Raw genomic sequence first — 22,849 nt, 5'->3', positions numbered from 1 at the left:
ACCCAACTCGCCCGCGCTCGTCCTACAGACCGAGCAAACACCAGCACCCCGAGCACCGGCACCTCACATGTTGCGGTAGTCCCGCGTGTACATCCTCGGACCGCGACGGGCGGGCATCGGCATGTACAACTCGATGAGCCGGATCACCCGATAGCGATGTCCCGCATAAGGTTCGAGTAGTTCCAGCATGCGGTCGTCGTCGATCGCCTCACCGATCAGCGTATGGCCCACCTGGGAAGGGATGTGATAGTCCCCGACCGGTACCGCGTCTGCGTCACCGACCGCGCGAACCCTCGTTTCGGCGGCCGTCCACGGCCCGACCCCGCGGAGCAGGTGGAGTTTGTCGGCCTTGCGTTCGACGTCGTAGCCCGCGGCCCGGACGATGGTCTTGCGCCGGGCCGGTTCGGCACCGCTGGCGTGCCACTCCCACTGCGGGATCTCGCGCCACACCTGCTGCGGCGGCGGCACCTTCATGCTCGGCGAGCCGGGTGCGGGTTCGCCGTACTTGCGCACGATGTACCGCCAGGCCCGCCAGGCTTCGCGGCCGGTCACCTTCTGCTCCAGGACGGCCGCCGCAAGCGCCTCCCACACCCGGTCGGTACGGCCGATGCGCAGCCCCTGACCCTGATGTGCCAGCCCGGCGATCACATCGTGATGCGCGACGAACTCGTCGGCGTTGTCCTCGCTGCCCAGCATCCGGGGCATCTGGTCGAGCAACCACCCTGCGCCGGGCCCCCACGCCCTGCCGACCACCGACTCGCCCCGCCGCGACACGGCCAGTGTGCCGGGCCCGTCGGGGGTGTGAATGGCCCGCCAGATCGACCCGTTCGGTGCGTATTTGAACGACGGATCACCGCTACCGCGACGATGCAGACTCAACGTCGCACGAATGTTCAACGGCCCCTGCGGAATCCACTCGCGGGACAAATGCGTGGGGCCCGGCGAGATCTCGCCGGGCCCTACGATCGACATGAGATGTCTAGAGGTTGATCATGTGCCCGATGGCACCGTGGAAGGTTTCCTGCATCGCCTCGGACATCGTCGGGTGGGTGTGCACGTTCCGCGCCAGCTCGGTTGCCGTCAGATCCCACTTCTGGGCCAGCGTGAGCTCCGGCAGCATCTCCGAGACGTTGTCGCCCACGAGGTGCCCGCCGATCAGCTCACCGTGGGTGTTGTCGGTGATGAGCTTGACGAAACCGGTCGGCTCGCCGAGCCCCTGCGCCTTGCCGTTCGCGGTGAACGGGAAGGTGGACACCTTGACGTCGTAACCTTCTTCTTTCGCCTGGTCCTCGGTCAGTCCGAACGAGGCGACCTGCGGCTGGCAGAAGGTGGCGCGCGGCATCATCCGGTAGTCGTCGATGATCATGGTCTCGGCACCGCCGATGGTCTCTGCGGCCACCACACCCTGCGCCTCGGCAACGTGCGCCAGCATCAGCTTCCCGGTCACGTCACCGATGGCGAAGATGCCGTCGACGTTGGTGCGCATGTGGTCGTCGATCGCGATCGCTCCGCGGTCGGTCACCTCGACACCGGTCTTGTCCAGGCCGTAGCCGTCGACGCGCGGCGCGAAGCCCACCGACATCAGCACCTTGTCGACGGTGAGCTCTCCGTCTTTGTCCTTGGAGTCGGTGTACTTGACGACCACCTGCGATCCCTGGTCGTCGATCGACTGCACCCGGGTGGAGGTGAGGATCTTGACACCGAGTTTCTTGTACGCCTTCGCGAGTTCTTTCGACGAGTCCTTGTCCTCGTTCGGCAGGACGCGGTCGAGGAACTCGACGATGGTGACGTCGACCCCGTAGTTCGCCAGAACGTAGCCGAACTCCATACCGATGGCGCCGGCGCCGACGATGACGATCGAGTCGGGCAGCTCACGCGTGAGGATCTGGTCTTCGTAGGTGACCACGTTCTCCGACAGCTCAACGCCGGGAAGGAGTTTCACGGTGGCGCCCACCGAGATGATCACATTGTCGAACGTGATCTCACGGTCGCCGACCTTTATGGTCTTCGCGTCGGTGAACTCACCGAAACCGTCGATCTCGGTGATCTTGTTCTTCTTCATCAAGAAGTGAACGCCCTTGACCATCTTGTCCGCGACCTGGCGGCTGCGGTCGAACGCAGCACCGAAATCGAAGGTGACGTCGCCGGAGATCCCGAAGGTCTTGGCCTGATGATTGAAGACGTGCGCGAGTTCTGCGTTACGCAGCAACGCCTTGGATGGGATGCATCCGACGTTGAGGCACACCCCGCCCCAATATTTCTCTTCGATTACTGCGGTTTTCTGTCCGAGTTGCGCCAGCCGGATCGCGGCGACGTAACCTCCCGGACCTCCGCCGAGGACAACTGTGTCAAAGTGTTCAGCCACGACGTCCACCCTACGTCGCCGCACCTGCGGGCGCTGACGGATACCCCTCGTGGGAGCAGTCTTCGTTCAGAGCGAACAAGCCCGGGCACAGCGGGCGTTCAGCACGTAGGGATCCACAGCCAACGGTCAGGACGTTTGGGCATGTCAGAGTCATCGGTGTCCGCGACCGCGTCGTCGACGCCGGGGTCGAACGGGAGATCGGTCACCGACCGGCGTTGCTCGTCGTCCCGACCGTCCTGCCCGCGCTGTCCTCGATCTCGCTGTGAACTCATCTGCATGCTCCTGCTGGGTGCGCGTGCGGCACATCGCCCGCGTCCACGGCCATTCGCCGACACCACGAAATCGTCTCATCAAGGATTCGGCGCCCGGCCACACACGGATGGATTCATCCGGCAAACCAACTAGAACGTGTTCTTGTTTGCGATCCCAAACCGCGCTACCGTCCCAGGGGTGCAGCCCACACCGTTCGAACCAGCCTCGCTAGGTCCTCTGCGATTGAAGAATCGCCTGATCAAATGTGCCACCTTCGAGGGCGCCACGCCCGAGGCGCTGGTCACGCCCGAATTGATCGAGTTCCATCGGGAAGTGGCAGCCGGCGGGGTGGCGATGACAACGGTCGCCTACTGCGCCGTGTCGCCCGAGGGCCGAACCGACCGCCACCAGATCTGGATGCGACCGGAGGCAATACCCGGGCTACAGAAACTGACCGACGCGATCCACGCCGAAGGTGCCCTCGCCGCAGCTCAATTGGGTCACGCGGGACCCGTGGCCAACCCGATCTCCAATCAGGCCAAGGCCCTGGCGCCGTCGCGGATTCCCGCGCCGATGGGCATGACCCTGTGCCGCAAGGTCACCACCGACGACATCGCATCGATGCTCGTGAAGTTCCGCCGTGCGGCCCGTATCGCCGTGGACAGCGGTTTCGACGGCCTCGAGATCCACTTCGGCCACAACTACCTGGCCAGCAGTTTCCTCAGCCCACTTCTCAACCGCCGCCACGACGAGTACGGCGGATCCCTGGTGAACCGCGCCAGGTTCTGCCGCGAGATCGCCGAGGCGGTACGCGATGAGGTCGGCGATGAGGCCGCGGTGTGGGCGAAGCTCAGCATGTACGACGGCTTCCCCGGGAGTCTGCAGGTCGATGAGGCCTGCCAGGTGGGCCGACTCCTCGAATCCGACGGGCACCTCGACGCCCTCGAACCGACCGCGGGCAGTTCACTTCTCAATCCGATGTATCTGTTCCACGGCGATGCTCCCCGCAAGGAGTTCGCTGCCTCGTTCAAAGGCGTGATGCGGTGGGGGCTCAAGGCCGTCGGCCCCTTCTTCCTCAAGGAGTACGACTACCACCCCGGTTATCTCCTGCCGCTCTCCCGACAACTGCGTGAGGCCGTCTCCATGCCGCTGATCCTGCTCGGCGGAATCACCGACCGCGCTTCGATGGACACGGCCATGGCGGAAGGCTTCGAGTTCGTGGCGATGGGGCGCGCGCTGCTCCGCGAACCCGATCTGCCACTGCGCATCGAAGCCGATCCGTCGACGGTGTCGCAGTGCATCCACTGCAATCTGTGTATGCCGACCATCTACTCCCACACCCGGTGCCCCATCCGCACCGGTGAACGGGTTGCGCACGGCGACGTCGTGGCACCGGCCTGATCGTCATTTGAGCCGGGCGATGACGATCGAGATGGGGCTGAATCGACAGATCAGTTGCGGGGCACGGACCGCATGTGCGGCAGACTGGGTCCGGTGAGCGACACCGATCCCTATCTATGGCTCGAAGACGTAACCGGCGAGAAAGCTCTGACGTGGGTGCGAGAGCACAATCAGCCCACGATCGAGGCCCTCACCACCAGCAGTCGGTTCGCCGACCTGGAGGCCGCCGCGCTGGAGGTGCTCGACACCGACGACCGCATCGCCTACGTACGCCGCCGTGGCGAGCACCTCTACAACTTCTGGCGCGATGCGACGAATCCGAGGGGGCTGTGGCGCCGGACGACCCTCGAGGAATACCGCACCGACTCACCCGAGTGGGACGTGCTCATCGACCTCGACACGGTCGCCGCCGACGAGGGCGAGAACTGGGTGTGGAAGGGCGCTCTCGTCCTACGGCCGGACCATCGCCGGGCGCTGATCCTGCTGTCCAGAGGGGGCGCCGACGCGTCGATCGTCCGCGAGTTCGATCTGCGGACGCGCACTTGGATCACCGCCGAGCACGGCGGTTTCGAGCTCCCAGAGAACAAATCCGACATCAGCTGGATCGACGAGGACACCGTCTATGTCGGCACGGACTTCGGCGACCAGCCCGACGGCGAGTCGTCCCTGACCAACTCGGGATATCCGCGGGTGGTGAAGCGCTGGTCACGTGGCACCTCACTCGAGGAAGCCGAGACGGTGTACACGGGCGCGACGAGTGATGTTGCCGTACAAGCGATGTACGACGACACGATCGGGTTCGACCGACACTTCCTGATCAGGTCCACAGACTTCTTCAATCAGGAGTTCTACGAGCTCACCGACGGAGAGCCCACCCTGATCGACGTCCCGACCGATGCGCACACCAGTGTGCACCGCAACTGGTTGCTCGTGTTCACCCGATCGCCGTGGAACCTCGCCGATTCCGGGATCGACAATCACGACCAGAGTGAATCGACCTACGCCACCGGCACCTTGGTCGTCTTCGACTACCCGTCGTACCTTGCGGGCGACCGCACAGGGACAGTGCTCTTTGCACCCGACGACCACACCAGCCTGCAGAACTTCTCGTTCACCTCCGCGCATCTGGTCCTGGTGACCCTGCGCGATGTGCAAACCGAACTCCGTTTGCTGAGCGTGACCGACTGGTCGGTGTCCGAGCTGTCCGGCCTACCTGAACTGGCCACCATCTCCGTACTCGACACCGACCCCGACCACAGCGACGAATTGTTCTTGTCGGCAAGCAGTTTCACCACCCCACCGAGCCTGCTGCACGGGTCGAGCACCGACGGAGTGGCCCCCATCAAGCAATCGCCCGAGTTGTTCGACGCGTCCACGGTGTCCGCATCGCAACACTTCGCGACGTCGGACGACGGCACGCAGATCCCCTACTTCGTGATCAAACGGGACGATGTGTCGCAGGCCCCCACCCTGCTGTACGGATACGGCGGTTTCGAGAACTCGATGACACCCGCGTACGGGGCGATATCGGGTCGGAACTGGATCGCCCGAGGCGGCATCTACGTGATCGCGAACATTCGCGGCGGCGGCGAATACGGTCCCACCTGGCACACTCAGGCCCAGCTCGCAGGCAGGCATCTGGTGTACGAGGACTTCGCGTCTGTGGCAAGGGATCTCGTCGACCGGGGACTCACCACCGCGGACAAGCTCGCGGCACAGGGCGGTTCCAACGGCGGGCTGCTGATGGGAGTGATGCTCACCAGTTACCCAGAACTGTTCGGCGCCTTGGTCTGCCAGGTTCCGCTGCTCGACATGCGGCGCTACCACCTGCTGCTGGCAGGAGCGTCGTGGGTGGCCGAGTACGGCGACCCCGACGACCCCGAGCAGTGGGAGTTCATCTCCAAGTACTCGCCCTACCAGTTGTTGCGGGCCGATGCGACGTACCCGGCGCTTCTGATGACCACCTCCACCCGTGACGACCGAGTGCATCCAGGCCACGCACGTAAGTTCGTCGCACGCATGGAAGAGCTCGGCCATTCGGTGAGCTACTACGAGAACATCGAAGGCGGGCACGGCGGCGCCGCCGACAACAAGCAGGCCGCGTTCAAGTCAGCCCTCGCCTACGAGTTCCTGTGGGAGAAATTGGGCGGGTGAGTCAGGCCGGTCGGTCAGCGGAGTCTGAGCAACACCACACCGTCGTCCGCCGCCACGCGCACGTACTGCCCGCTGTCCTCGATCTTCTCGAGCGCGTTGTTGGTGTCGGCCTTGTTCGCCGGGAAAAGGCCGGAGATGTTGGTATCCACCATGATCCACTGCGCGGTGGAACGATCACGCTTCTGCTTCGGGAACAGGGTCACCTCGTGATCGGCGACGAGATGCGGTGCCAGGTTGTTGGTGGTGGCCACGGATTGGCCGTCGGGGATCATCGCGCCGAACTCATCCACGGCCTGCGCCTGGTCGCCGCGTGAATAGAAGTCGCGTTCGGTCAGCCGGTCCAAAGGCCCGGCCCAGGCGAGGACGACCGCGATCGCCGCAGCCGCTGCAGCGAAGCCGACAACGGTGCGTTGCGACATCGACCGCCCCCGCAATCTGATCAAGGCGTCGAGCATCGCGACGATCATGATGGGCATCAACGTCGCGTTGTAGTGGAAGCCGAAGCCCCAGTACAGATGGTTCACGCTCAGGAAACGCCAGGCGAGGGTCGGCACTGCCACCAGGATGATCGGTGAGCGAACGGCCAGGAACAACGTGATCACCAGCAGGAGAAATGCGGTGGAGGCACGCGCGTCACCCTGCGACACCCCGATGATGAATCCGCGCACACCCTCGGCGGGCGAGTCGGCGAACTTCGATTCGTAGGTGTAGTCGCCGCTCCCCATCGCCGGGATGATCACCTTGGCCGCGATCAGCGTCCAGGCGGCGCCCCAGATCGCGGTGCCGACGGCCCATCGATACGACACGCGGCCGAATCGCAACGCGACGACGGCAGCGATCACCACAACCGTGACGCCGAGATCCTCTTTGCAGAAGACGAGTGGCAGGGCGTACAGCAGGGCAGCCCGCCAGCGCTCTTCCACCACGGCGACGAGGCTGAACGCCAGCAGGGGCACCGCGAGCGCGATCTCGTGGAAGTCGAACGCCAGTGCCTGGGCGATCCCCCATGCCAGCCCGTAGGCGATCGCGATGAAGACCCCGACCGCCATGCCGAGTCGTGTGGCGGCCAGCCGCACGATCGGTATCGCCGCGAGCGCGAACAGCAGCCCCTGCACGACCAGCAAGGTGACCGGCGTCGGGAACAGCCGATACAGCGGTCCGATCACAGCGATCCACGGCTGGAAATGATCACCGAGGAGGTTGACGTCGGTGCCTTCGAGCGGCACGGCGGGGGCGCGGAAGTGCCCGTAGGCCTTCACTGCCTGCGTGAAGATTCCCAGGTCCCACCCGGTGGAGCCGAAACGCTCGTGGCGCTGGATCGAATACAGGCAGTAGATCGTCGCCAACACGGCGAACGTGGCGAGGGCCAAGATCCACGGCGGCGTGCGGACCGCGATCAGAATATCGGTGAGTCGCGTCCGCGCCGAACCACTCCCCACGGCGGAGGTCGACGAATCGGGAGCCGGTCTGTCCGGCTGCCGCGACGACACGTCTGTCGCAGTGCCGGTTCCGCGGAGCTCGGTCACCTCATCCATGGGTTGCCTGCCAAGACATTCAGCAACCGTAACCCGAGATTCTGTGTTCGCGCTGACGCTCCCGACCCGATTCGTCGAGCTCTCCCGCCTTGCTGGTGTCAGTCGGGGAGCATCGGCGCGGCCATGCCCTGATCGCGTCCGATGAGAACTGCCCGGGTCACCGCGCCCGCCCCGAAACGGTCCCTGAGCCCGTCGATGGTGATGTCCAATTTCTCCTGGTGATGCTCGTCGAACGGCAGCGCGAGCTGGATGGAGTCGTTGCTGTCGAGGTTCGTCAACGACAACCCGATCAGCGTGCAGCCCTTGTCCCGGATCATCGGCATGGCTTCGTCGAGGAGGGCACGCGCGGCCGTCATGAGTACCTGGGTGCCGTCGGTGGGTTCGTACAGAGTTCGTGAACGCGTCACCCGGGTGAAGTCGTCGAACCGCAACCGAAGGATCACGGTGCGGCACACGCGTTCTGCTTTACGCAGGCGTTTACCGAGCCGATCGACGATGCCCACCATGGACGCCTCGAGGTCCTCCTGGGTTTTGGGTCGCCGCCCCATCGCCCGTTGTGACCCGATCGACCGGCGGCGACGCCCGACCTCCACCCGGCGTGGATCGCGCGCCATCGCCAGCGCATACAGGTGCGAACCGGCGCCGCGCCCGAGCAGCGACGCAAGAGTCGGCTGACCAACGGCCGCGAGGTCGCCCACGGTGGACAGACCCGCGTCGCGCAGCTTGCGCGACGTCACCGCCCCGACACCCCAGAGCCGTTCCACCGGCAACGGGTGCAGGAACTCGAGTTCACCACCGGGCGGCACCTCGAGCAGCCCGTCCGGCTTTCCCACCGCACTCGCGACCTTCGCAAGGAACTTGGTGCGCGCGATGCCGACAGTGATCGGCAGCCCGACCTCGATCCTCACCCGCTCGCGTAATCGGGCGCCGATCTCGGCCGGTGACCCACTCACCCGGTAGAGACCGCCGACATCGAGGAACGCCTCGTCGATCGAGATGCCCTCCACCAGTGGCGTGGTGTCCCGGAAGATGTCGAATACTGCCTGGCTCGCCTCGACGTAGCTGTCGAAACGGGGCCGCATCACCACGGCGTCCGGGCACAGGGCGACTGCCTCACGGCCGTTCATCGGAGTGCGCACCCCGCGGGCCTTGGCCTCGTAGCTCGCCGCGAGGACCACGCCTCCACCGCCCACGATGACCGGACGGCCGCGCAGCTCGGGGTGGTCGCGCTGCTCGACCGAGGCATAGAAGGAGTCGAGGTCGGCGTGCAGGATGCTGGCCAGCTCCCGCGGCTCTTCGGACACGAACACATGTTCGCATGCCGGTCCGACACCACTCGTGGAGTGCCTGCCCCGACGCGCGAGTCAGTAGCGGCGACGCTCCAGCGCAACCGAGATCAGCAGGCCCACCGCACCGAGGGCGACGCCGGCGCCGACTGCGATCAGGCCCACCTCCTGCATGTCACCGACGACCTTGTCGACGATGATGTCGGCGACCTCCCGGGCCGAGTCATCGGCACCGGAGACCTCGTCGAGGGCCCGTCGTTGCACGCCTTCCCCGAGGAGCCACGTCGCGATCCCGCCGAGGATCACCCCGAAGCCCACGGCCAAGAGCACAAAGCCCCGCCGTCGTGCGACCACGAGGGCGAGCACCGTGGCGACCACCGCGATGACCAACGAGCTGATCGCGAGCAGACCGATCTGGTTGCCCAGATTGTGGTACCGACCCGCCTCGAGTCCCGACTGGGCAGAATCGCTCAGCGGCACCAGGATCGGCCCCTTGATCTCGATGCCACCGAAACCCACGTCCGCGATGACACGGTTGACCATCGCCGTCAGGTCGAGGGACATCACCTCGCCCTCGTTCTCGGGCGTGGCCTCCTTGAACAACCAATCGTGCTGCTGGATCATCGCGTCGGCGAAGTCCTGCTCGAAGTTGTCGCTCTTGGTATAGGCGTCGGCGAGCGGAGCGATCAGGCCATCGGGAACCAGGGGCGCCTGCGACGACACCTGGGCGGTGATCTCGTCGGCGATGTACCGCTGCACGGTCGTGTTGTCGGCCAGCGGCGCCACGGTCTCCCGGAATCCGTCACGATCGACAACCCGCTCGTTCACGAAGAACGCGGGCACGGCGACGGCGGCCGCGACGATGGCGACCAGGCACAGCACTGCGGCAAGAAAGGAACGCACCGGCTCAGGTTACAGATCGGGCGGCATGAACCGCGGTAGGCAGGCCAACGTCGTAACACGACCACTCGGGAGTGCCACCGACGCTCTCACTCTCCCAGCAGATCGCGTGCCCGGCCGACGATGAGCGGATCCGGCTCCCCGACGATGTTGGCGTCCTTGTCGTCGTAGTCGAACAGGTTGAGCACGTACCGCATCGCGTTGATGCGGGCCCGCTTCTTGTCATTGCTCTTGACGACGATCCACGGCGCTTCTTCGGTGTCGGTCTCCGCGAACATCTCTTCTTTGGCCGCGGTGTACTTGTCCCACTTGTCCAGCGACGCGATGTCCATCGGCGACAACTTCCACTGACGCACCGGGTCAACCTGACGAATCGCGAAGCGGGTGCGCTGTTCGAGCGGGGACACCGAGAACCAGAACTTCACCAGATCCATACCGTCGTCGATCAGCATGGCCTCGAAGAGTGGTGCCTGCCGCAGGAACTGGGCGTGTTGTTCGTCGGTGCAGAACCCCATCACCCGCTCGACACCGGTGCGGTTGTACCAGGAGCGGTCGAACATGACGATCTCCCCGGCGGCGGGCAGATGCTGCACGTATCGCTGGAAGTACCACTGGGTCGATTCGCGCTCGGATGGCTTCTCCAGCGCGACGACCCGGGCACCGCGCGGGTTCAGATGCTCCATGAATCGTTTGATGGTGCCGCCCTTGCCCGCCGCGTCGCGCCCTTCGAAGAGGAATACGTGCCGGCTGCTCGTGCGCTTGCTCCACTTCTGGAACTTCAGCAGCTCGATCTGCAGCAGCCGCTTCTCCAGCTCGTACTCGTCGCGACTCATGCGCTCGTCGTACGGATAGTCCTCACGCCAGGTGTCGATGACGTTGCGCCCGGGAAGGGTCAGGAGGCGGGGATCGTCATCATCGCGGTCGTCGACGAGGAACTGGGTGGTGTCGGCGAGGTCGACGATCTTTTGGAGGGCCTCGCGGCCGGCGACGACGCTGAAGTCGGGACCGACGTCGGGGTGGTCGGGCCCGAAATCCGAGAGGCGCAGAATTTCATTCACCTCTCCAAGTTAAACCGGACGCACCGCTGTTACATGGCCGAAGGGTGAACTGGCGGTGATGCAGACGCTCGAGGTCGTCACCGGTCAGACGCCGACACCAAGACAGGGCAAAGGGCGACACCGTGATCGGCGCCGCCCTTCGCATGGAGGTGCGGGGGTAGATGTGCGCCCCCGCAGTGTGGGTTCTAAGAGGCCGGCCGCGGGGTGGAGAGCCAGATGCCGCCGGATCCGATGCAGGCCTGTCCGGTCGAGGTGTCGACCGCCGCGGCGAAACTGCCCGAACACGTGGTGCCGTAGGGACCCGAGTAGGCCGAACCACCCCAGCCGGCAACCGCTATCGACGTGCCACCCGCACGAGCCTGGCTGACGGCCATCCCGCCGGGCCCGGTGGTGATCGAGTATCCCGTGCCACCCGTCACCGCACCGGACAGAGCCGACGTATTCGGTTGCAGGTTGTACGCATTGGCGTTTCCGCCGGTGTTCGACGATGCGACGGCGGTGCCGTTGCGACTGTGGTCTTCGGCATGCGCAAAGCTGCCGGGGCCGGCCTTCGCTCCACACGCGCCGTACCCGTCTGTCCGAATCACGTTGTGCCCGTTGGCCGCAGTGCAGGTCAACGGGTCGGCCGATGCTCCACCCGCCCCTGTGAGACCGGCCAGCGCGAGCGCCGCGGTACCGATCAGCCCGGCCACCCCCGCCCGCACCAAGCCACGAGAACGAACACGAAAGACATTACTACTGAACAACATTGATCCCATCACGAACGAAAACACGTATCCAGTGCCCCCCGTCAAGGCAATGGCCGGCCGGTGCAGTGGTACCACGTCGGCCTTACCGAACAGACCATACTCCGGCCGGACCGGACACAGGCCCCGTTCTTGTGCATCGGTCTGATCACGAAAGCTCCGTTGCCGACAATGCCCACGTCGCCGCGACTCCCCCGCGCGAAAGCGAGGGGACGGCACGCCGGCAGGTGTACTTTTTGGTCCATGCCTGTCAACGCGAAGACCGAATTCGACATCGACGCCCCTCCCGCCGTCGTCATGGAGATCTTGATGGACGTGGAGTCGCTGCCGCAGTGGTCCGGCCCCCACAAAAAGGTCGAGATCCTGGAAGAACACGAGGACGGCGCACCCAAGAAGGTGAAACTCGAACTGCAGGCGGTCGGCCTGACCGACCACCAGCTCCTCGACTACAGCTGGACCGAGAACACCTGCACCTGGGACCTGATCGAAGCCGATCAGCTGAGCTATCAGCACGGCCAGTACACGATCACCCCCAAAGGTGACAAAACCCATGTCGAGTTCGTGCTCGACGTGGAACTGAAGGTGAAGCTGCCAGGGCTGATCGTGAAACAGGCTCAGAAGACGGCGCTCAACACCGCGCAGAAGGGACTCAAAGAGGAGGCCAAGCGCCGCCAGCGCTGACAGCCCGGGCCGTCAGCCGATACGGCCGTACAGGTGCTCGGCGTAGAGCCGGATGACCAATCGCTTGTCCTCCACCATGGCGCGGGCGAAGTCGTCCCAGTCGGGATGTTCGCCGAGTACGTCGCGGTAGAGGTCGATCAACTCCGACACGGTGTCGTCCTCGGTGGTCGCGGCTGCCACCGGGCTCAGTTCCACGCGCCCCTCGGCCACCGCGTAGTTCCAGCCGTCAGCGCTGCTCACGTGGATACTGGCGCGCGGGTCACGACGCAGGTTGGCGACCTTTGCCCGATCCGCGGTGACCGAGATGCGTACGCACTGCTCTCGTGGATCGAAGGAGTAGCTGACGGTGGACAGTTGCGGGACCCCGCTGCGCCGGATGGTCGCCAGGGTCCCACGGGTGTGTTCGGTGATGAACTCGGACAGGGCAGCTCGGTCGGTGGGCATACCTCGACTATCGCCCCACGCGTTCGGTGCCGCAAGTACGCCGATCTCGGTACCCGGGTCATCCCGCTCAGTGTTGCGTCACACCATCATTCAGGAGCACCGACGTTGAACTCGTTGGGGTCTGCACCCACGCGTACCCCATCGTTCAGCGTGGCGATGTCGCCGAGATCGGCGTCGGTGAGTTCGAAGTCGAACACGTCGATGTTCTGGGCGATCCGGTCGGGATTGACCGACTTGGGGATGACAACGAGACCGTTCTGCAGATGCCAGCGGATCAGTACCTGGGCTGGGGACTTGCCGTGCTGCTCACCGATCCGGGAGATCAGCGGATCGGTCAACAGGGTGTTCGGTTTGGAGTCCTTGCCCCAGCCCGAATTGCTGGTGCCTCCCAGTGGGCTCCACGATTCGACGGCGATGTCATGCCGGTCCGCGACGTCGCGGATCTGCTGCTGCGGCAGATGCGGATGCAATTCCACCTGATCGACGGCCGGCAACGTTCCGCCCCGATTCACCAACAGTTCGAGGTGGCGGGGTTCGAAATTGCACACGCCGATCGCCCTTGCTCGACCGCTCTGCGCGATCTCCTCGAGCGCGTCCCACGTCCTGAGCAATCGGTCGTCGTCCAGCAGAGGCCAATGGATCAGGTAGAGATCCACGTAGTCCAGCCCGAGCCGCGACAAGCTCTGATCGAACGCCTTCTTCGCCGGCTCGAATCCCTGGTCGGCGTTCCACAGTTTTGTGGTGACGAACAGTTCGGAACGATCCACGGACGCGGCCGCGAGAGCACGGCCGACACCTTCTTCGTTCCCGTACGCGGCCGCGGTGTCGATGTGGCGGTACCCGGCGTCGTCGATCGCAGACCGCACGGCCTGCTCGGTCTCCTCGTTGGACGCCTGCCACACCCCCAGGCCCAGCTGCGGAATGGACGTCCCCGAGTTGAGGTCGATGGTCGGAACATTTGTGGTCATGGAACCAGCGTAACGAGAAGCAGCGGTACGGCCGTTCCACATCGCGGCCGGCTCACGCCGAACGGGCGTCACGAGCGACGGCCGCGATCTCGTCGACCGTCATCCCTCCCCAGATGCCGTGCTTCTCGTCGAACTCCACGGCATGGTCGCGGCACTGCCGCACCACGGGGCAGCCGTTGCACAGCGCTTTGGCCTCGGCCTCGCGGCGCCGTCGGACTGCAGCAGGCTCTCGTCCTGACGGTGCGAAGAAGATCTCCCAGTCGATCCCCTGGTCACGGCAGCGCCCGCGCACCCGCCAATCCCAGCCGCCCACACCCGATTCGGCGCCGAACGCCAACACTCCCACCATCCACTCCCCTTGGTTGATCGCTCTCCGCCGCCAAGCATTCATGACGACGAGCGCCGAGCGGAGTGTTGTGGCCGACCGAGTCCGAACCATTGACATCGGTAGGGCGGACAGTCATGCAGACCTACCGTGAGCGCTCAGGTTGCGACGGAGTCGAGACCTTCACGCAGACGGGCGAACCATCCGCATGATGTTCCCCCGTAACGCCTGCTGTACTCGATAGCCCGCGCGGCCAGGAGCGAGCGCGCCTGCCTGTCGTCGGCTTGCGTTGCCGCACTTACCCATCGACCCGGATTCGCTGACACAGAAGTCATGAAGCGCCCCTGTGCCCAACCGAACCGACGCGCGACAACAGTTTCGACACACAAGACATGACAAGGCTCCAATGAACGGCTACCCGACCATTGAGCCCGCGACCGCGTCCCGTCGCGAGGTTTAGGATCACGTTGATCAAATGTCCGCGCCGATCAGGCCGACAAGCGGTCTGCCCCGCCCTGGATCGAAAAACCCGCGCTGGTCAGTGCTCGCGTTCTTCGAGCCGCAACGGCCAGGCCTCGTCCGGGATGTCACGCAGGTTGCAGGACTCGTCGCGGGCGGTGAACCACCCGCGGTAGTGGATGAGCTCACCGAGGACCGGGTTGCGCACCGAGGCATCCACCCGGAACCGGTTGTGCCGTTCGTCCCAGCCCTCGATGTACCTCATCCGCGCAGCGAGAAGACCGCGCATGCCGACCTTCGGGCCGGCAAGCAGCCGCATCGGGCCACTCTCGAAGACCAGAGAACCGCGGGCGTCGGCGTGTGCCTCGAGCGGCCACAGCAGTTCCGGGCCGTCGCCGAAGTAGTCGACCAGTCCCTCGCGGCCGTCGACAAGCAGTGAGTTCAGCCCATGTGAGCCGGTTGTGTAGTCGAACGACCGAAGGACCGCGAGGCATTCGCGCCCGAGCTCGTCCTGATAGCAGTAGTTGTGCATCGTGAACGGGACGAGCCTGCTGGTCTTGGTGGGCATCGCGTTGCGTTTACGCATGTGGAACAACATCGCGGGCAGCATCGCCGAGCAGTAGACCGACTCGAGCATCCCACCGGCCACCTGCGACAGTTGCGAGGTGGAATCGATCCCATACCGCCATTGCATGTTGGGATGCAGGTTCTCGAATTCCCGACCGAGAACATTCTGGATGACCGAACTCACCGATACCGACCGTTCCCCGTACCAGACATGAGGTCTGAATGTACTACGAGCGGCCTGCCTAAAATGTTTGGTCGGACCCCGCGACCGAATACTGCCAGCAACACCCTGTAACAACAGACCCTGCGACAACCGAAGGAGCATCACGTGAGCGCTCAAGTCGAAGAGATGGAGTTCGCCACCGAGACGCGGCAACTCCTGGATCTGATGATCCACTCGATCTACTCGAACAAGGATTCATTTCTCCGCGAGCTGGTGTCCAACGCCAGCGATGCCCTCGACAAGCTGCGCCTGGAGTCGTACCGGAACAAGGATCTCGAGGTCGACACCTCCGACCTCCACATCGAGATCTCACTGGATCCCGACGCCCGGACATTCACCATCACCGACAACGGGATCGGCATGTCTCGCGACGAGGTCGTCGACCTCATCGGCACGCTCGCGAAGTCGGGTACGGCCGATGTCCGTCGCAAGCTGAAAGAGGCAAAAGAGGCCGAGGCTGCGGGCTCGGGCGCCGCCGAGGAGCTCATCGGCCAGTTCGGCATCGGTTTCTACTCGACGTTCATGGTCGCCGACAAGGTCACCCTGCTGACCCGCAAGGCCGGCGAGACCTCCGCGACGCGGTGGGAATCGGCAGGCGCGGGCACGTACACGATCGAGGACGTCGCCGAGGCACCGCAGGGCACCTCGGTGACGCTGCACCTCAAGCCCGAGGACGCCGAGGACGATCTGCACGATTACACCTCGGTGCCCAAGATCCGTCAGCTGGTCAAGAAGTACTCCGACTTCATCTCGTGGCCCATCCGCATGGACGTGACCACTCCCGTGCCGCCGAAGGCCCCCGGCGACGACACGGATGACGCGGCCGCCGACGCCGACGAGCCGACCGAGACCACCACCACGGAGGTGCTCAACTCGCAGAAGGCGCTGTGGACCCGACCCCGGTCGGAGGTGACCGACGAGGAGTACGCGGACTTCTACCGGCACATCAGCCACGCATGGGACGAGCCTCTCGAGATCATCCCGATGAAGGCCGAGGGCACCTTCGAGTACCAGGCCCTGCTCTTCATCCCGTCCACGGCGCCGTTCGACCTGTTCATGCGCGAACGCCGCACCGGCGTCCAGCTCTACGTCAAGCGCGTGTTCATCATGGACGACTGCGAAGAGCTGATGCCCGAGTATCTGCGTTTCGTCAAGGGGCTCGTCGACGCGCAAGACCTGTCTCTCAACGTCTCTCGCGAGATCCTGCAGCAGGACCGGCAGATCAAGGCCATCCGCCGGAGGTTGACCAAGAAGGTTCTCTCGACGATCAAGGACATGCGGGCCAACGACCGCGAGAAGTACGACACCGTGTGGTCGCAGTTCGGCCGGGTCCTCAAAGAGGGCTTGCTGCAGGACGCAGACAACCGGGACGCGCTCCTGGCGATCTGTTCGTTCAGCTCCACCCATTCGGTCGACACCGCCACAACGCTGGCCGAGTACGTCGAACGGATGAAGGACGACCAGAGCCAGATCTTCTACGCCACAGGCGAATCACGCGAGCAGCTGGAGAACTCGCCGCATCTCGAGGCGTTCAAGAAGAAGGGTATCGAGGTGCTGCTGCTCACCGACCCGATCGACGAGATGTGGGTCGGCCAGATCTTCGATTTCGAGGGTAAGCCCCTGCAGTCCGTGGCCAAGGGCGAAGTCGATCTGTCCGATACAGCGGACAAGGAAGATGACGACAAAGACAACAAGCAATTCGACGAGTTGCTCACCTGGTTGACCGGCGTCCTCATCGACGACGTCAGTCAGGTGCGGTTGTCGAGCCGGCTCACCGATTCGGCGGCCTGCATCGTCGGTGAGGCCCAGAGTCTTTCGCCCGCCCTCGAACGGATGTACCGGGAATCGGGCTACCCGATGCCTGACAGCAAGCGCATCCTCGAACTCAACCCCGACCACGCCCTCACCAAGGGACTCCAGGAGGCCTTCGCGGCTCGCGGCGACGACGAGTCGCTTCGGCAGACGGCCGAATTGCTCTATGGCGCAGCGTTGCTGGCCGAAGGTGGCACCCCGAAGCAGCCGGCTGCCTTCAGCAAGACGTTGGCCAACCTGCTCACCAAGACCGTGACGCCCCAATAGCGGTTCGGATCAGACGAGCGGGCCCTTGCTCCCTCGAGCGCGAGTTCACGTCGCCTCGGTCGGAGCAGGGGCCCGCTTGTCGGCAGTTCACTGAGTGTCGCGGCCGTCCTGGGTCGGCGCCTGCGCGGCGGACTCGTCCGGCACCGGGAGTGTGCACACACCGTCGACGCAGGCCCCGGCATCAACGTCGCCTACGAGTTCGAGAGTCCGAGGCGGCTTTTCAGACATCGGCGGTGACGTCCTTCACTTCGTCTCGTGCACGCTCGAGCACCGAGGTGAAGGTTTCGGGAGCCTGGGCGCCGGACACCCCGTAGCGGCCGTCGATCACGAAGAACGGGACCCCGTTGATGCCGTATTCACGTGCCTGCGCGATGTCGGCGTCAACCGCTGAGACGTAATCGCCTGCCGCCAGGACATTCTCGATGGCGCCGCGGTCGAGACCCACATCGGCGCCCAGCTCGGCGAGTTCCTCGTCGCGCCCTAGGTGCCGCCCCTCGCTGAAGTAGGCGGCGAACAGTCGCTCTGCCATCTCCAGCTGCTTGCCATGCTGCTTGGCGTAGTGCAGCAGCTCGTGTGCCTTGCGGGTGTTGGTGTGCAGCAGTGCATCGAAGTTGTACCGCAGTCCGACCTCATCCGCGATGGCGCTGACCTGGTCGAGCATCTGGCGCACCTGCCCGGCCGGCATCTCCTTGTGCTGCACGAGGAAGTCGATCTCCGAGCCGTCGAAGTCCACCGGGGTATCTGGCGCCAGCTCGAAGCTGTGGTAGGTCACCTCGACGTCGTCGCGGCCGGCGAAGTCGGCGAGCCCGGCCTCGAACTTGCGTTTGCCGATGTAACACCACGGGCACGCGATGTCGGACCAGATATCCACGGTGATCGAAGCCATGTGACGTGCAACAGCCTGGTGCCGATCGGCATTCCCAGCGTCACGTAGACCGGCGTGTCAGGACGGCACGACGCTGCCGGCCAATCCGGCTCCGAGCGCGAAGGTGAAGATCTGCAGGATCAGGCCTACCACCGGAACCCAGAACGCCACCCGGCGCCGCACCATCAAGATTGACGCGGCGATGATCGACACCACCACAACCGCCACACCTCCACCATCTGCGACGACGTACGCCCACAGCAGATTGTCCGTGTCACACCGATCGGCGTAGCAGCTGTCGGTGGCCATGACGAAGAAGAGACTCATGTACACGCTGCCCACGAGGACGAGGACTTGCAGAGCCAGCAAGAAAAGCGTCGCGATGAGGTCGACGACCAGGCCCGGACTGCGGGGTGGAATCGCCGGAACCGGGGTGGGGCGCGGGTACGTCATGGCGGGAGGACCGTAGGTCATGACGATGAGAGTAGGACCGCGCACCAAGGCCACGGCAGCGTGAAACTACTCAATTCGCGTTTGCTTGTCCATCTCCGGCGCCGTGAGCAGTGATCACACAGATTGAGTTCTGTTTATCGAGGCGCGACGGGCACGGGGAACAGCGCCCGCGGATTCTGCAACAGTGCGGGCGGTATGACGTCGCTGCGGGCGAGTACCCCCTCCCACTGCACGCGTCTGCGGTGCGGAACGAGAGTCGTTGCACTGCGCGAGAATTGATACTCTCCCGTCAGCCTTCCTACGTGAAGATCCAACGTGTCCGGAATCGGCACCGCGATCTCGTCGCCCACGGACAGGTCACCGACAAACGATGCCAGGACTCGCAGGTCCTTGCCCGGCCGACGTCCCGGAGCTCGTTCCTTCAGCAGCGCGCGGAGATCGCCACCTGCCGCCGCGATGACATCGATACCGGACTCGGTCCCGAAACCGACGATGCTGTGGCGCCTGAACTCTTCGTACTGCTCTGCAGATGACGGCCGCACCACCCAGACCGTGCGGTCACCGGTGCGCAGCTGCGTCGGGACTTCTGGAGGGTCGGGCCAGAAGTACGGCATGTCGCCATCCATCTCCCCGAACACGGGGACGTAGAACTCCGGATCCTTCCGGACCAATGCGGCGCGGTGACTGAGGTAGAGGCGTTCGTCGTCCCACCACGGGGGCATCAGGCCATCGGCCACCAGCTCCGATTGGGGGCGCCCGACCACTTCCGGTGCGAACTCCGCGATCTGCCCCGCGGTGGTGTCGGCCCGCCCGCCCGCGGTCCACACCTCGACGAAGGTCAGTCCGTAGCAAACCAAGGCAGGGGTGTGTCCACGCCACATCTGCACCGCCGGATGACTCCCCCACCCGTAGTCGAACAATTCGAGCGCCCGCAGGATCTGCAGTGTTTCGACCCGCTGCTTCCCCAACCGCGGCACGTCCAGCACGGCGGCCGAGCGCGCGAAGTCCGGATACGGCAAGAAGGTCTGCATGGAGTTCGCATACCCCCTCGCGGCGATTTGATGCGGTGGGGTGGTGGGGGTGGCGGGTCTGGCTGCACACGAGTCGCTGTCCGACGGCCGGATGTGACGACGTGGACCATCCTGTGTGCACTCAGGCCCATCGCATGTCCCCTAGGAGGGCTGGATGTGACGTCGGCGGGTTACTTGTGTGCACTCAGCCCCGCCTGCTTCGGCGACGTTTACGCACGACGCGGATGATGTCGTCGACGACTTCGTCGAGGCTGGCGATCGCCGTCGCGGCCGAGTAGCGAAGGATGCGCCAGTCATCGTCGACGAGTTCGTTCTGGCGCTTTCTGTCGTTATTGAAAGTTGCAGGGTCGGTGTGGAATTCGCGTCCGTCGATTTCGACGATGACCCTTGCACGACGGCACACCAGGTCGCCGTAGTAGCGGCCGACTCTCGCGTTGATCTCGAGCGGGAAGTTTCGCGCACTCAATGCACGCGCAACCAATCTCTCCGGTTCTGAGCGGGTGAGAGGGCAGCACGTGCGTAGTTGCTCGCGAACGGCGACGATTCCGTGGCGTCCTGGTGAACGCTCGCAGAGGCGAGCGACTGCCCGCCAGTTCACCCGCGTTCCGATTGCGGCGTCGAACAGAGCCTCGAGAGCCAGCTGGTCAAGCGTGGTGGCGACGTCGATGAGGCAGTGCTCGATTGGCACCACCGGCAGCCCTTTGCGGCGCACCGCGTGTACATCGGTTCGCCGATGCAAGCGCACCCAGCTCGGCCCGCGGACCGAGACGCTCGGCGAAACGGTGGCCTCGACAATCTCGGGCTCGTCCTCCAGCAATCCCCACAACCAAGCAGCGGTGGTGTGACTGAGTACGGCAGCCGGCTTCCACAGGATGACTGCCGCACAGAGTTCGACGTATCCCGGGTCGGACGTCGAGTAGACCTCAGGCAATAGTCGATTCAGACGCGAGACTTCGCGGTTGGTCATCCCGCCCGCTAAGAGCTGCGCACGTGTTCGTACTTCCCCCATCCGATCATGGTTGACGCAAAACACAATTCGCGCATCCGGCTATCCACAGCCTGTGGATAGCCGGTGACGTGTCTTCGCCATCAGTGGTATAGGCGGGGCTGAGTGCACACAGATCGGTCCCTGACGTCACATCCGGCCTTCAGGTCCCGCCTTGTGTGCAACCAGGCACGCGCGATGGGGCTGAGTGCGCACAAGTACCCCGCTGACGTCACATCCAGCCCCCGGACACCAACTTGCGTGCACCCAAACACACACAAACGAAACCGGCCCACTCCCGAGGGAGTGGGCCGGTTCGCGTGAACGGTAGAGCGAGAAGCGTGGACTAGAAGCCCATGCCGCCCATCTCGTCGCCGCCCGGCATGGCCGGTGCAGCGTTCTTCTCGGGCTTGTCGGCAACGACGGCCTCGGTGGTGAGGAACAGAGCCGCGATCGAGGCTGCGTTCTGCAGCGCCGAGCGGGTGACCTTCACCGGGTCGTTGATGCCACGGGCCAGCAGGTCCTCGTACACACCGGTTGCGGCGTTGAGGCCGGTTCCCAGCGGGCTGTTGCGGACCTTGTCGGCGACAACACCGGGCTCGAGGCCTGCGTTGATCGCGATCTGCTTGGCCGGAGCCTCCAGAGCGACGCGGACGATGTTGGCGCCAGTGGCCTCGTCGCCTTCCAGGGAGAGTCCGTCGATGGCGGGCTCGGACTGCAGCAGAGCCACGCCACCACCGGCGACGATGCCCTCTTCGACAGCAGCCTTGGCGTTGCGCACGGCATCTTCGATGCGGTGCTTGCGCTCCTTGAGCTCGACCTCGGTGGCAGCACCGGCCTTGATCACAGCAACGCCACCGGCCAGCTTGGCCAGACGTTCCTGCAGCTTCTCACGGTCGTAATCGGAGTCGCTGTTCTCGATCTCGGCGCGGATCTGCGACACACGACCGGCGATGGCGTCGGAGTCGCCCGAGCCCTCGACGATGGTGGTCTCGTCCTTGGTGACAACGACCTTGCGGGCGGTGCCGAGGAGTTCGACGCCGGCGCTCTCGAGCGACAGGCCGACCTCTTCGCTGATGACCTCGCCACCGGTGAGGATGGCGATGTCGGCCAGCATGGCCTTGCGACGGTCACCGAAGCCCGGAGCCTTGACGGCAACAGACTTGAAGGTGCCACGGATCTTGTTGACCACCAGGGTCGAGAGGGCTTCGCCCTCGACGTCCTCGGCGATGATCAGCAGCGGCTTGCCGGCCTGGATGACCTTCTCCAGCAGCGGCAGCAGGTCCTTGACGGTCGACACCTTGCCGGAGACCAGCAGGATGTACGGATCCTCGAGAACGGCTTCCTGGCGATCTGCGTCGGTCACGAAGTAGCCGGAGATGTAGCCCTTGTCGAAGCGCATGCCCTCGGTGAGCTCGAGGCTCAGGCCGAAAGTCTGTGCCTCTTCGACGGTGATGACGCCTTCTTTGCCGACCTTGTCCATGGCCTCGGCGATGAGCTCGCCGATGGCCGGGTCACCGGCGGAGATACCAGCGGTAGCAGCGATCTGCTCCTTGGTGTCGATCTCCTTGGCGGACTTCAGCAGCGACTCGGTGACAGCCTCGACGGCCTTCTCGATGCCGCGCTTGAGGCCCAGCGGGTTCGCGCCGGCAGCGACGTTGCGCAGACCTTCACGAACGAGTGCCTGTGCCAGGACGGTGGCGGTGGTGGTGCCGTCGCCCGCGACGTCGTCGGTCTTCTTGGCGACCTCTTTGACCAGCTCTGCGCCGATCTTCTCGTAGGGATCCTCGAGCTCGATCTCCTTGGCGATGGAGACGCCGTCGTTCGTGATGGTGGGGGCGCCCCACTTCTTTTCGAGCACGACGTTGCGACCCTTGGGTCCCAACGTCACCTTTACGGTGTCGGCGAGGGCATTGAGGCCCCGCTCGAGGCCGCGACGGGCCTCTTCGTCAAACGCGATGATCTTGGCCATTACGAAGTGATCCTCCGATAGGGGGTGACACTGAAGTTCGGTGGTTGGTTCCGGTGCCCGCGACGGACGATCGGTCGTGTCATTAGGACCGATCTCACCG

22 protein-coding genes are annotated in these 22,849 nt (G+C 64.6%); 4 read left to right on the top strand and 18 right to left on the bottom strand.

All coding sequences use genetic code 11. The annotated features are described in order from the left end of the window. Positions 1–63: 63 nt before the first annotated feature. From MVA47_RS08065 to MVA47_RS08055, 3 genes are all read right to left on the bottom strand, one after another. Entirely contained in the window at positions 64–972 is a 909-nt protein-coding gene (locus MVA47_RS08065) for a DNA-3-methyladenine glycosylase (RefSeq protein WP_247207414.1), read from the bottom strand. A 7-nt stretch (positions 973–979) separates the two neighbouring features. After that, a complete protein-coding gene (gene lpdA / locus MVA47_RS08060) occupies positions 980–2,365 on the bottom strand; it encodes a dihydrolipoyl dehydrogenase (RefSeq protein WP_247207413.1) in 1,386 nt (461 codons plus the stop codon). A 98-nt stretch (positions 2,366–2,463) separates the two neighbouring features. Then, positions 2,464–2,637 carry a hypothetical protein gene (locus MVA47_RS08055; RefSeq protein WP_247207412.1) on the bottom strand — a complete coding sequence of 58 codons (174 nt, stop codon included), beginning with the start codon at positions 2,635–2,637 and terminating at the stop codon, positions 2,464–2,466. Between the two features lie 178 nt (positions 2,638–2,815). On the opposite strand from MVA47_RS08055, the gene MVA47_RS08050 reads away from it, so the two are divergent. Together MVA47_RS08050 and MVA47_RS08045 are read left to right on the top strand one after the other, a co-directional pair. Further along, positions 2,816–4,018 carry an NADH:flavin oxidoreductase gene (locus MVA47_RS08050; RefSeq protein WP_247207411.1) on the top strand — a complete coding sequence of 401 codons (1,203 nt, stop codon included), beginning with the start codon at positions 2,816–2,818 and terminating at the stop codon, positions 4,016–4,018. 72 nt (positions 4,019–4,090) lie between these two features. Further along, positions 4,091–6,172: a prolyl oligopeptidase family protein gene (locus MVA47_RS08045; protein ID WP_247207410.1), complete on the top strand. Its 2,082-nt coding sequence runs from the start codon at positions 4,091–4,093 to the stop codon at positions 6,170–6,172. Between the two features lie 14 nt (positions 6,173–6,186). On the opposite strand, the gene MVA47_RS08040 is transcribed toward MVA47_RS08045, so the two are convergent. From MVA47_RS08040 to MVA47_RS08020, 5 genes are all read right to left on the bottom strand, one after another. Next, positions 6,187–7,698, bottom strand: a complete 1,512-nt coding sequence (locus MVA47_RS08040; protein WP_247207409.1) for a DUF2079 domain-containing protein — start codon at positions 7,696–7,698, stop codon at positions 6,187–6,189. 107 nt (positions 7,699–7,805) lie between these two features. Further along, positions 7,806–9,017 carry a DNA polymerase IV gene (gene dinB, locus MVA47_RS08035; protein ID WP_023957550.1) on the bottom strand — a complete coding sequence of 404 codons (1,212 nt, stop codon included), beginning with the start codon at positions 9,015–9,017 and terminating at the stop codon, positions 7,806–7,808. Between the two features lie 54 nt (positions 9,018–9,071). Beyond that, positions 9,072–9,896, bottom strand: a complete 825-nt coding sequence (locus tag MVA47_RS08030; RefSeq protein ID WP_247207408.1) for a hypothetical protein — start codon at positions 9,894–9,896, stop codon at positions 9,072–9,074. An 86-nt stretch (positions 9,897–9,982) separates the two neighbouring features. Then, positions 9,983–10,951, bottom strand: coding sequence for a polyphosphate kinase 2 (gene ppk2 / locus MVA47_RS08025; RefSeq protein ID WP_247207407.1), 969 nt, complete (start codon positions 10,949–10,951; stop codon positions 9,983–9,985). A gap of 185 nt (positions 10,952–11,136) precedes the next feature. Then, positions 11,137–11,655 carry a DUF6764 family protein gene (locus MVA47_RS08020; protein WP_247207406.1) on the bottom strand — a complete coding sequence of 173 codons (519 nt, stop codon included), beginning with the start codon at positions 11,653–11,655 and terminating at the stop codon, positions 11,137–11,139. A gap of 285 nt (positions 11,656–11,940) precedes the next feature. Between MVA47_RS08020 and MVA47_RS08015 the strand changes: the two genes are divergently transcribed. Next, a complete protein-coding gene (locus tag MVA47_RS08015; RefSeq protein WP_030173568.1) occupies positions 11,941–12,378 on the top strand; it encodes an SRPBCC family protein in 438 nt (145 codons plus the stop codon). A gap of 12 nt (positions 12,379–12,390) precedes the next feature. Here the strand turns inward: MVA47_RS08015 and MVA47_RS08010 are convergent, their stop codons facing one another. The 4 genes from MVA47_RS08010 to MVA47_RS07995 form a co-directional block, all read right to left on the bottom strand. Next, the gene (locus MVA47_RS08010) at positions 12,391–12,822 is read right to left on the bottom strand and encodes a PPOX class F420-dependent oxidoreductase (protein WP_030173571.1); all 432 of its coding nucleotides are present in this window, start codon (positions 12,820–12,822) and stop codon (positions 12,391–12,393) included. An 86-nt stretch (positions 12,823–12,908) separates the two neighbouring features. Next, positions 12,909–13,790 (bottom strand): aldo/keto reductase, encoded by an 882-nt coding sequence (locus MVA47_RS08005; protein WP_247207405.1) that lies wholly within the window; start codon positions 13,788–13,790, stop codon positions 12,909–12,911. Positions 13,791–13,842: 52 nt separating this feature from the next. Then, on the bottom strand, positions 13,843–14,139 hold the full coding sequence (locus MVA47_RS08000) for a WhiB family transcriptional regulator (RefSeq protein ID WP_247207404.1): 297 nt from the start codon (positions 14,137–14,139) through the stop codon (positions 13,843–13,845). A gap of 514 nt (positions 14,140–14,653) precedes the next feature. Beyond that, a complete protein-coding gene (locus MVA47_RS07995) occupies positions 14,654–15,325 on the bottom strand; it encodes a DUF4166 domain-containing protein (RefSeq protein WP_247207403.1) in 672 nt (223 codons plus the stop codon). 144 nt (positions 15,326–15,469) lie between these two features. Here MVA47_RS07995 and htpG point away from each other — a divergent pair, with 144 nt between their 5' ends. Beyond that, complete coding sequence (gene htpG, locus MVA47_RS07990) at positions 15,470–17,443, top strand: molecular chaperone HtpG (RefSeq protein WP_247207402.1); 1,974 nt, start codon at positions 15,470–15,472, stop codon at positions 17,441–17,443. Between the two features lie 87 nt (positions 17,444–17,530). Here htpG and MVA47_RS07985 read toward each other — a convergent pair whose 3' ends face one another. The 6 genes from MVA47_RS07985 to groL form a co-directional block, all read right to left on the bottom strand. Further along, positions 17,531–17,671 (bottom strand): hypothetical protein, encoded by a 141-nt coding sequence (locus MVA47_RS07985; protein ID WP_247207401.1) that lies wholly within the window; start codon positions 17,669–17,671, stop codon positions 17,531–17,533. After that, a complete protein-coding gene (locus MVA47_RS07980) occupies positions 17,664–18,329 on the bottom strand; it encodes a DsbA family protein (RefSeq protein ID WP_247207400.1) in 666 nt (221 codons plus the stop codon). The genes MVA47_RS07985 and MVA47_RS07980 overlap by 8 nt, the downstream gene beginning before the upstream one ends. A 57-nt stretch (positions 18,330–18,386) precedes the next feature. Further along, positions 18,387–18,782 (bottom strand): hypothetical protein, encoded by a 396-nt coding sequence (locus MVA47_RS07975; RefSeq protein ID WP_247207399.1) that lies wholly within the window; start codon positions 18,780–18,782, stop codon positions 18,387–18,389. 113 nt (positions 18,783–18,895) lie between these two features. Beyond that, complete coding sequence (locus MVA47_RS07970) at positions 18,896–19,792, bottom strand: MSMEG_6728 family protein (protein WP_247207398.1); 897 nt, start codon at positions 19,790–19,792, stop codon at positions 18,896–18,898. Positions 19,793–19,976: 184 nt separating this feature from the next. Beyond that, positions 19,977–20,801 (bottom strand): DUF559 domain-containing protein, encoded by an 825-nt coding sequence (locus MVA47_RS07965; protein ID WP_247207397.1) that lies wholly within the window; start codon positions 20,799–20,801, stop codon positions 19,977–19,979. 322 nt (positions 20,802–21,123) lie between these two features. Further along, a complete protein-coding gene (groL, locus tag MVA47_RS07960; RefSeq protein ID WP_030173610.1) occupies positions 21,124–22,749 on the bottom strand; it encodes a chaperonin GroEL in 1,626 nt (541 codons plus the stop codon). Between the last annotated feature and the right edge of the window lie 100 nt (positions 22,750–22,849).

This window comes from Williamsia sp. DF01-3 (genome assembly GCF_023051145.1).
In the GTDB taxonomy this organism is placed as follows: domain Bacteria; phylum Actinomycetota; class Actinomycetes; order Mycobacteriales; family Mycobacteriaceae; genus Williamsia.
This window is presented reverse-complemented; position numbering and strand designations above follow the sequence as displayed.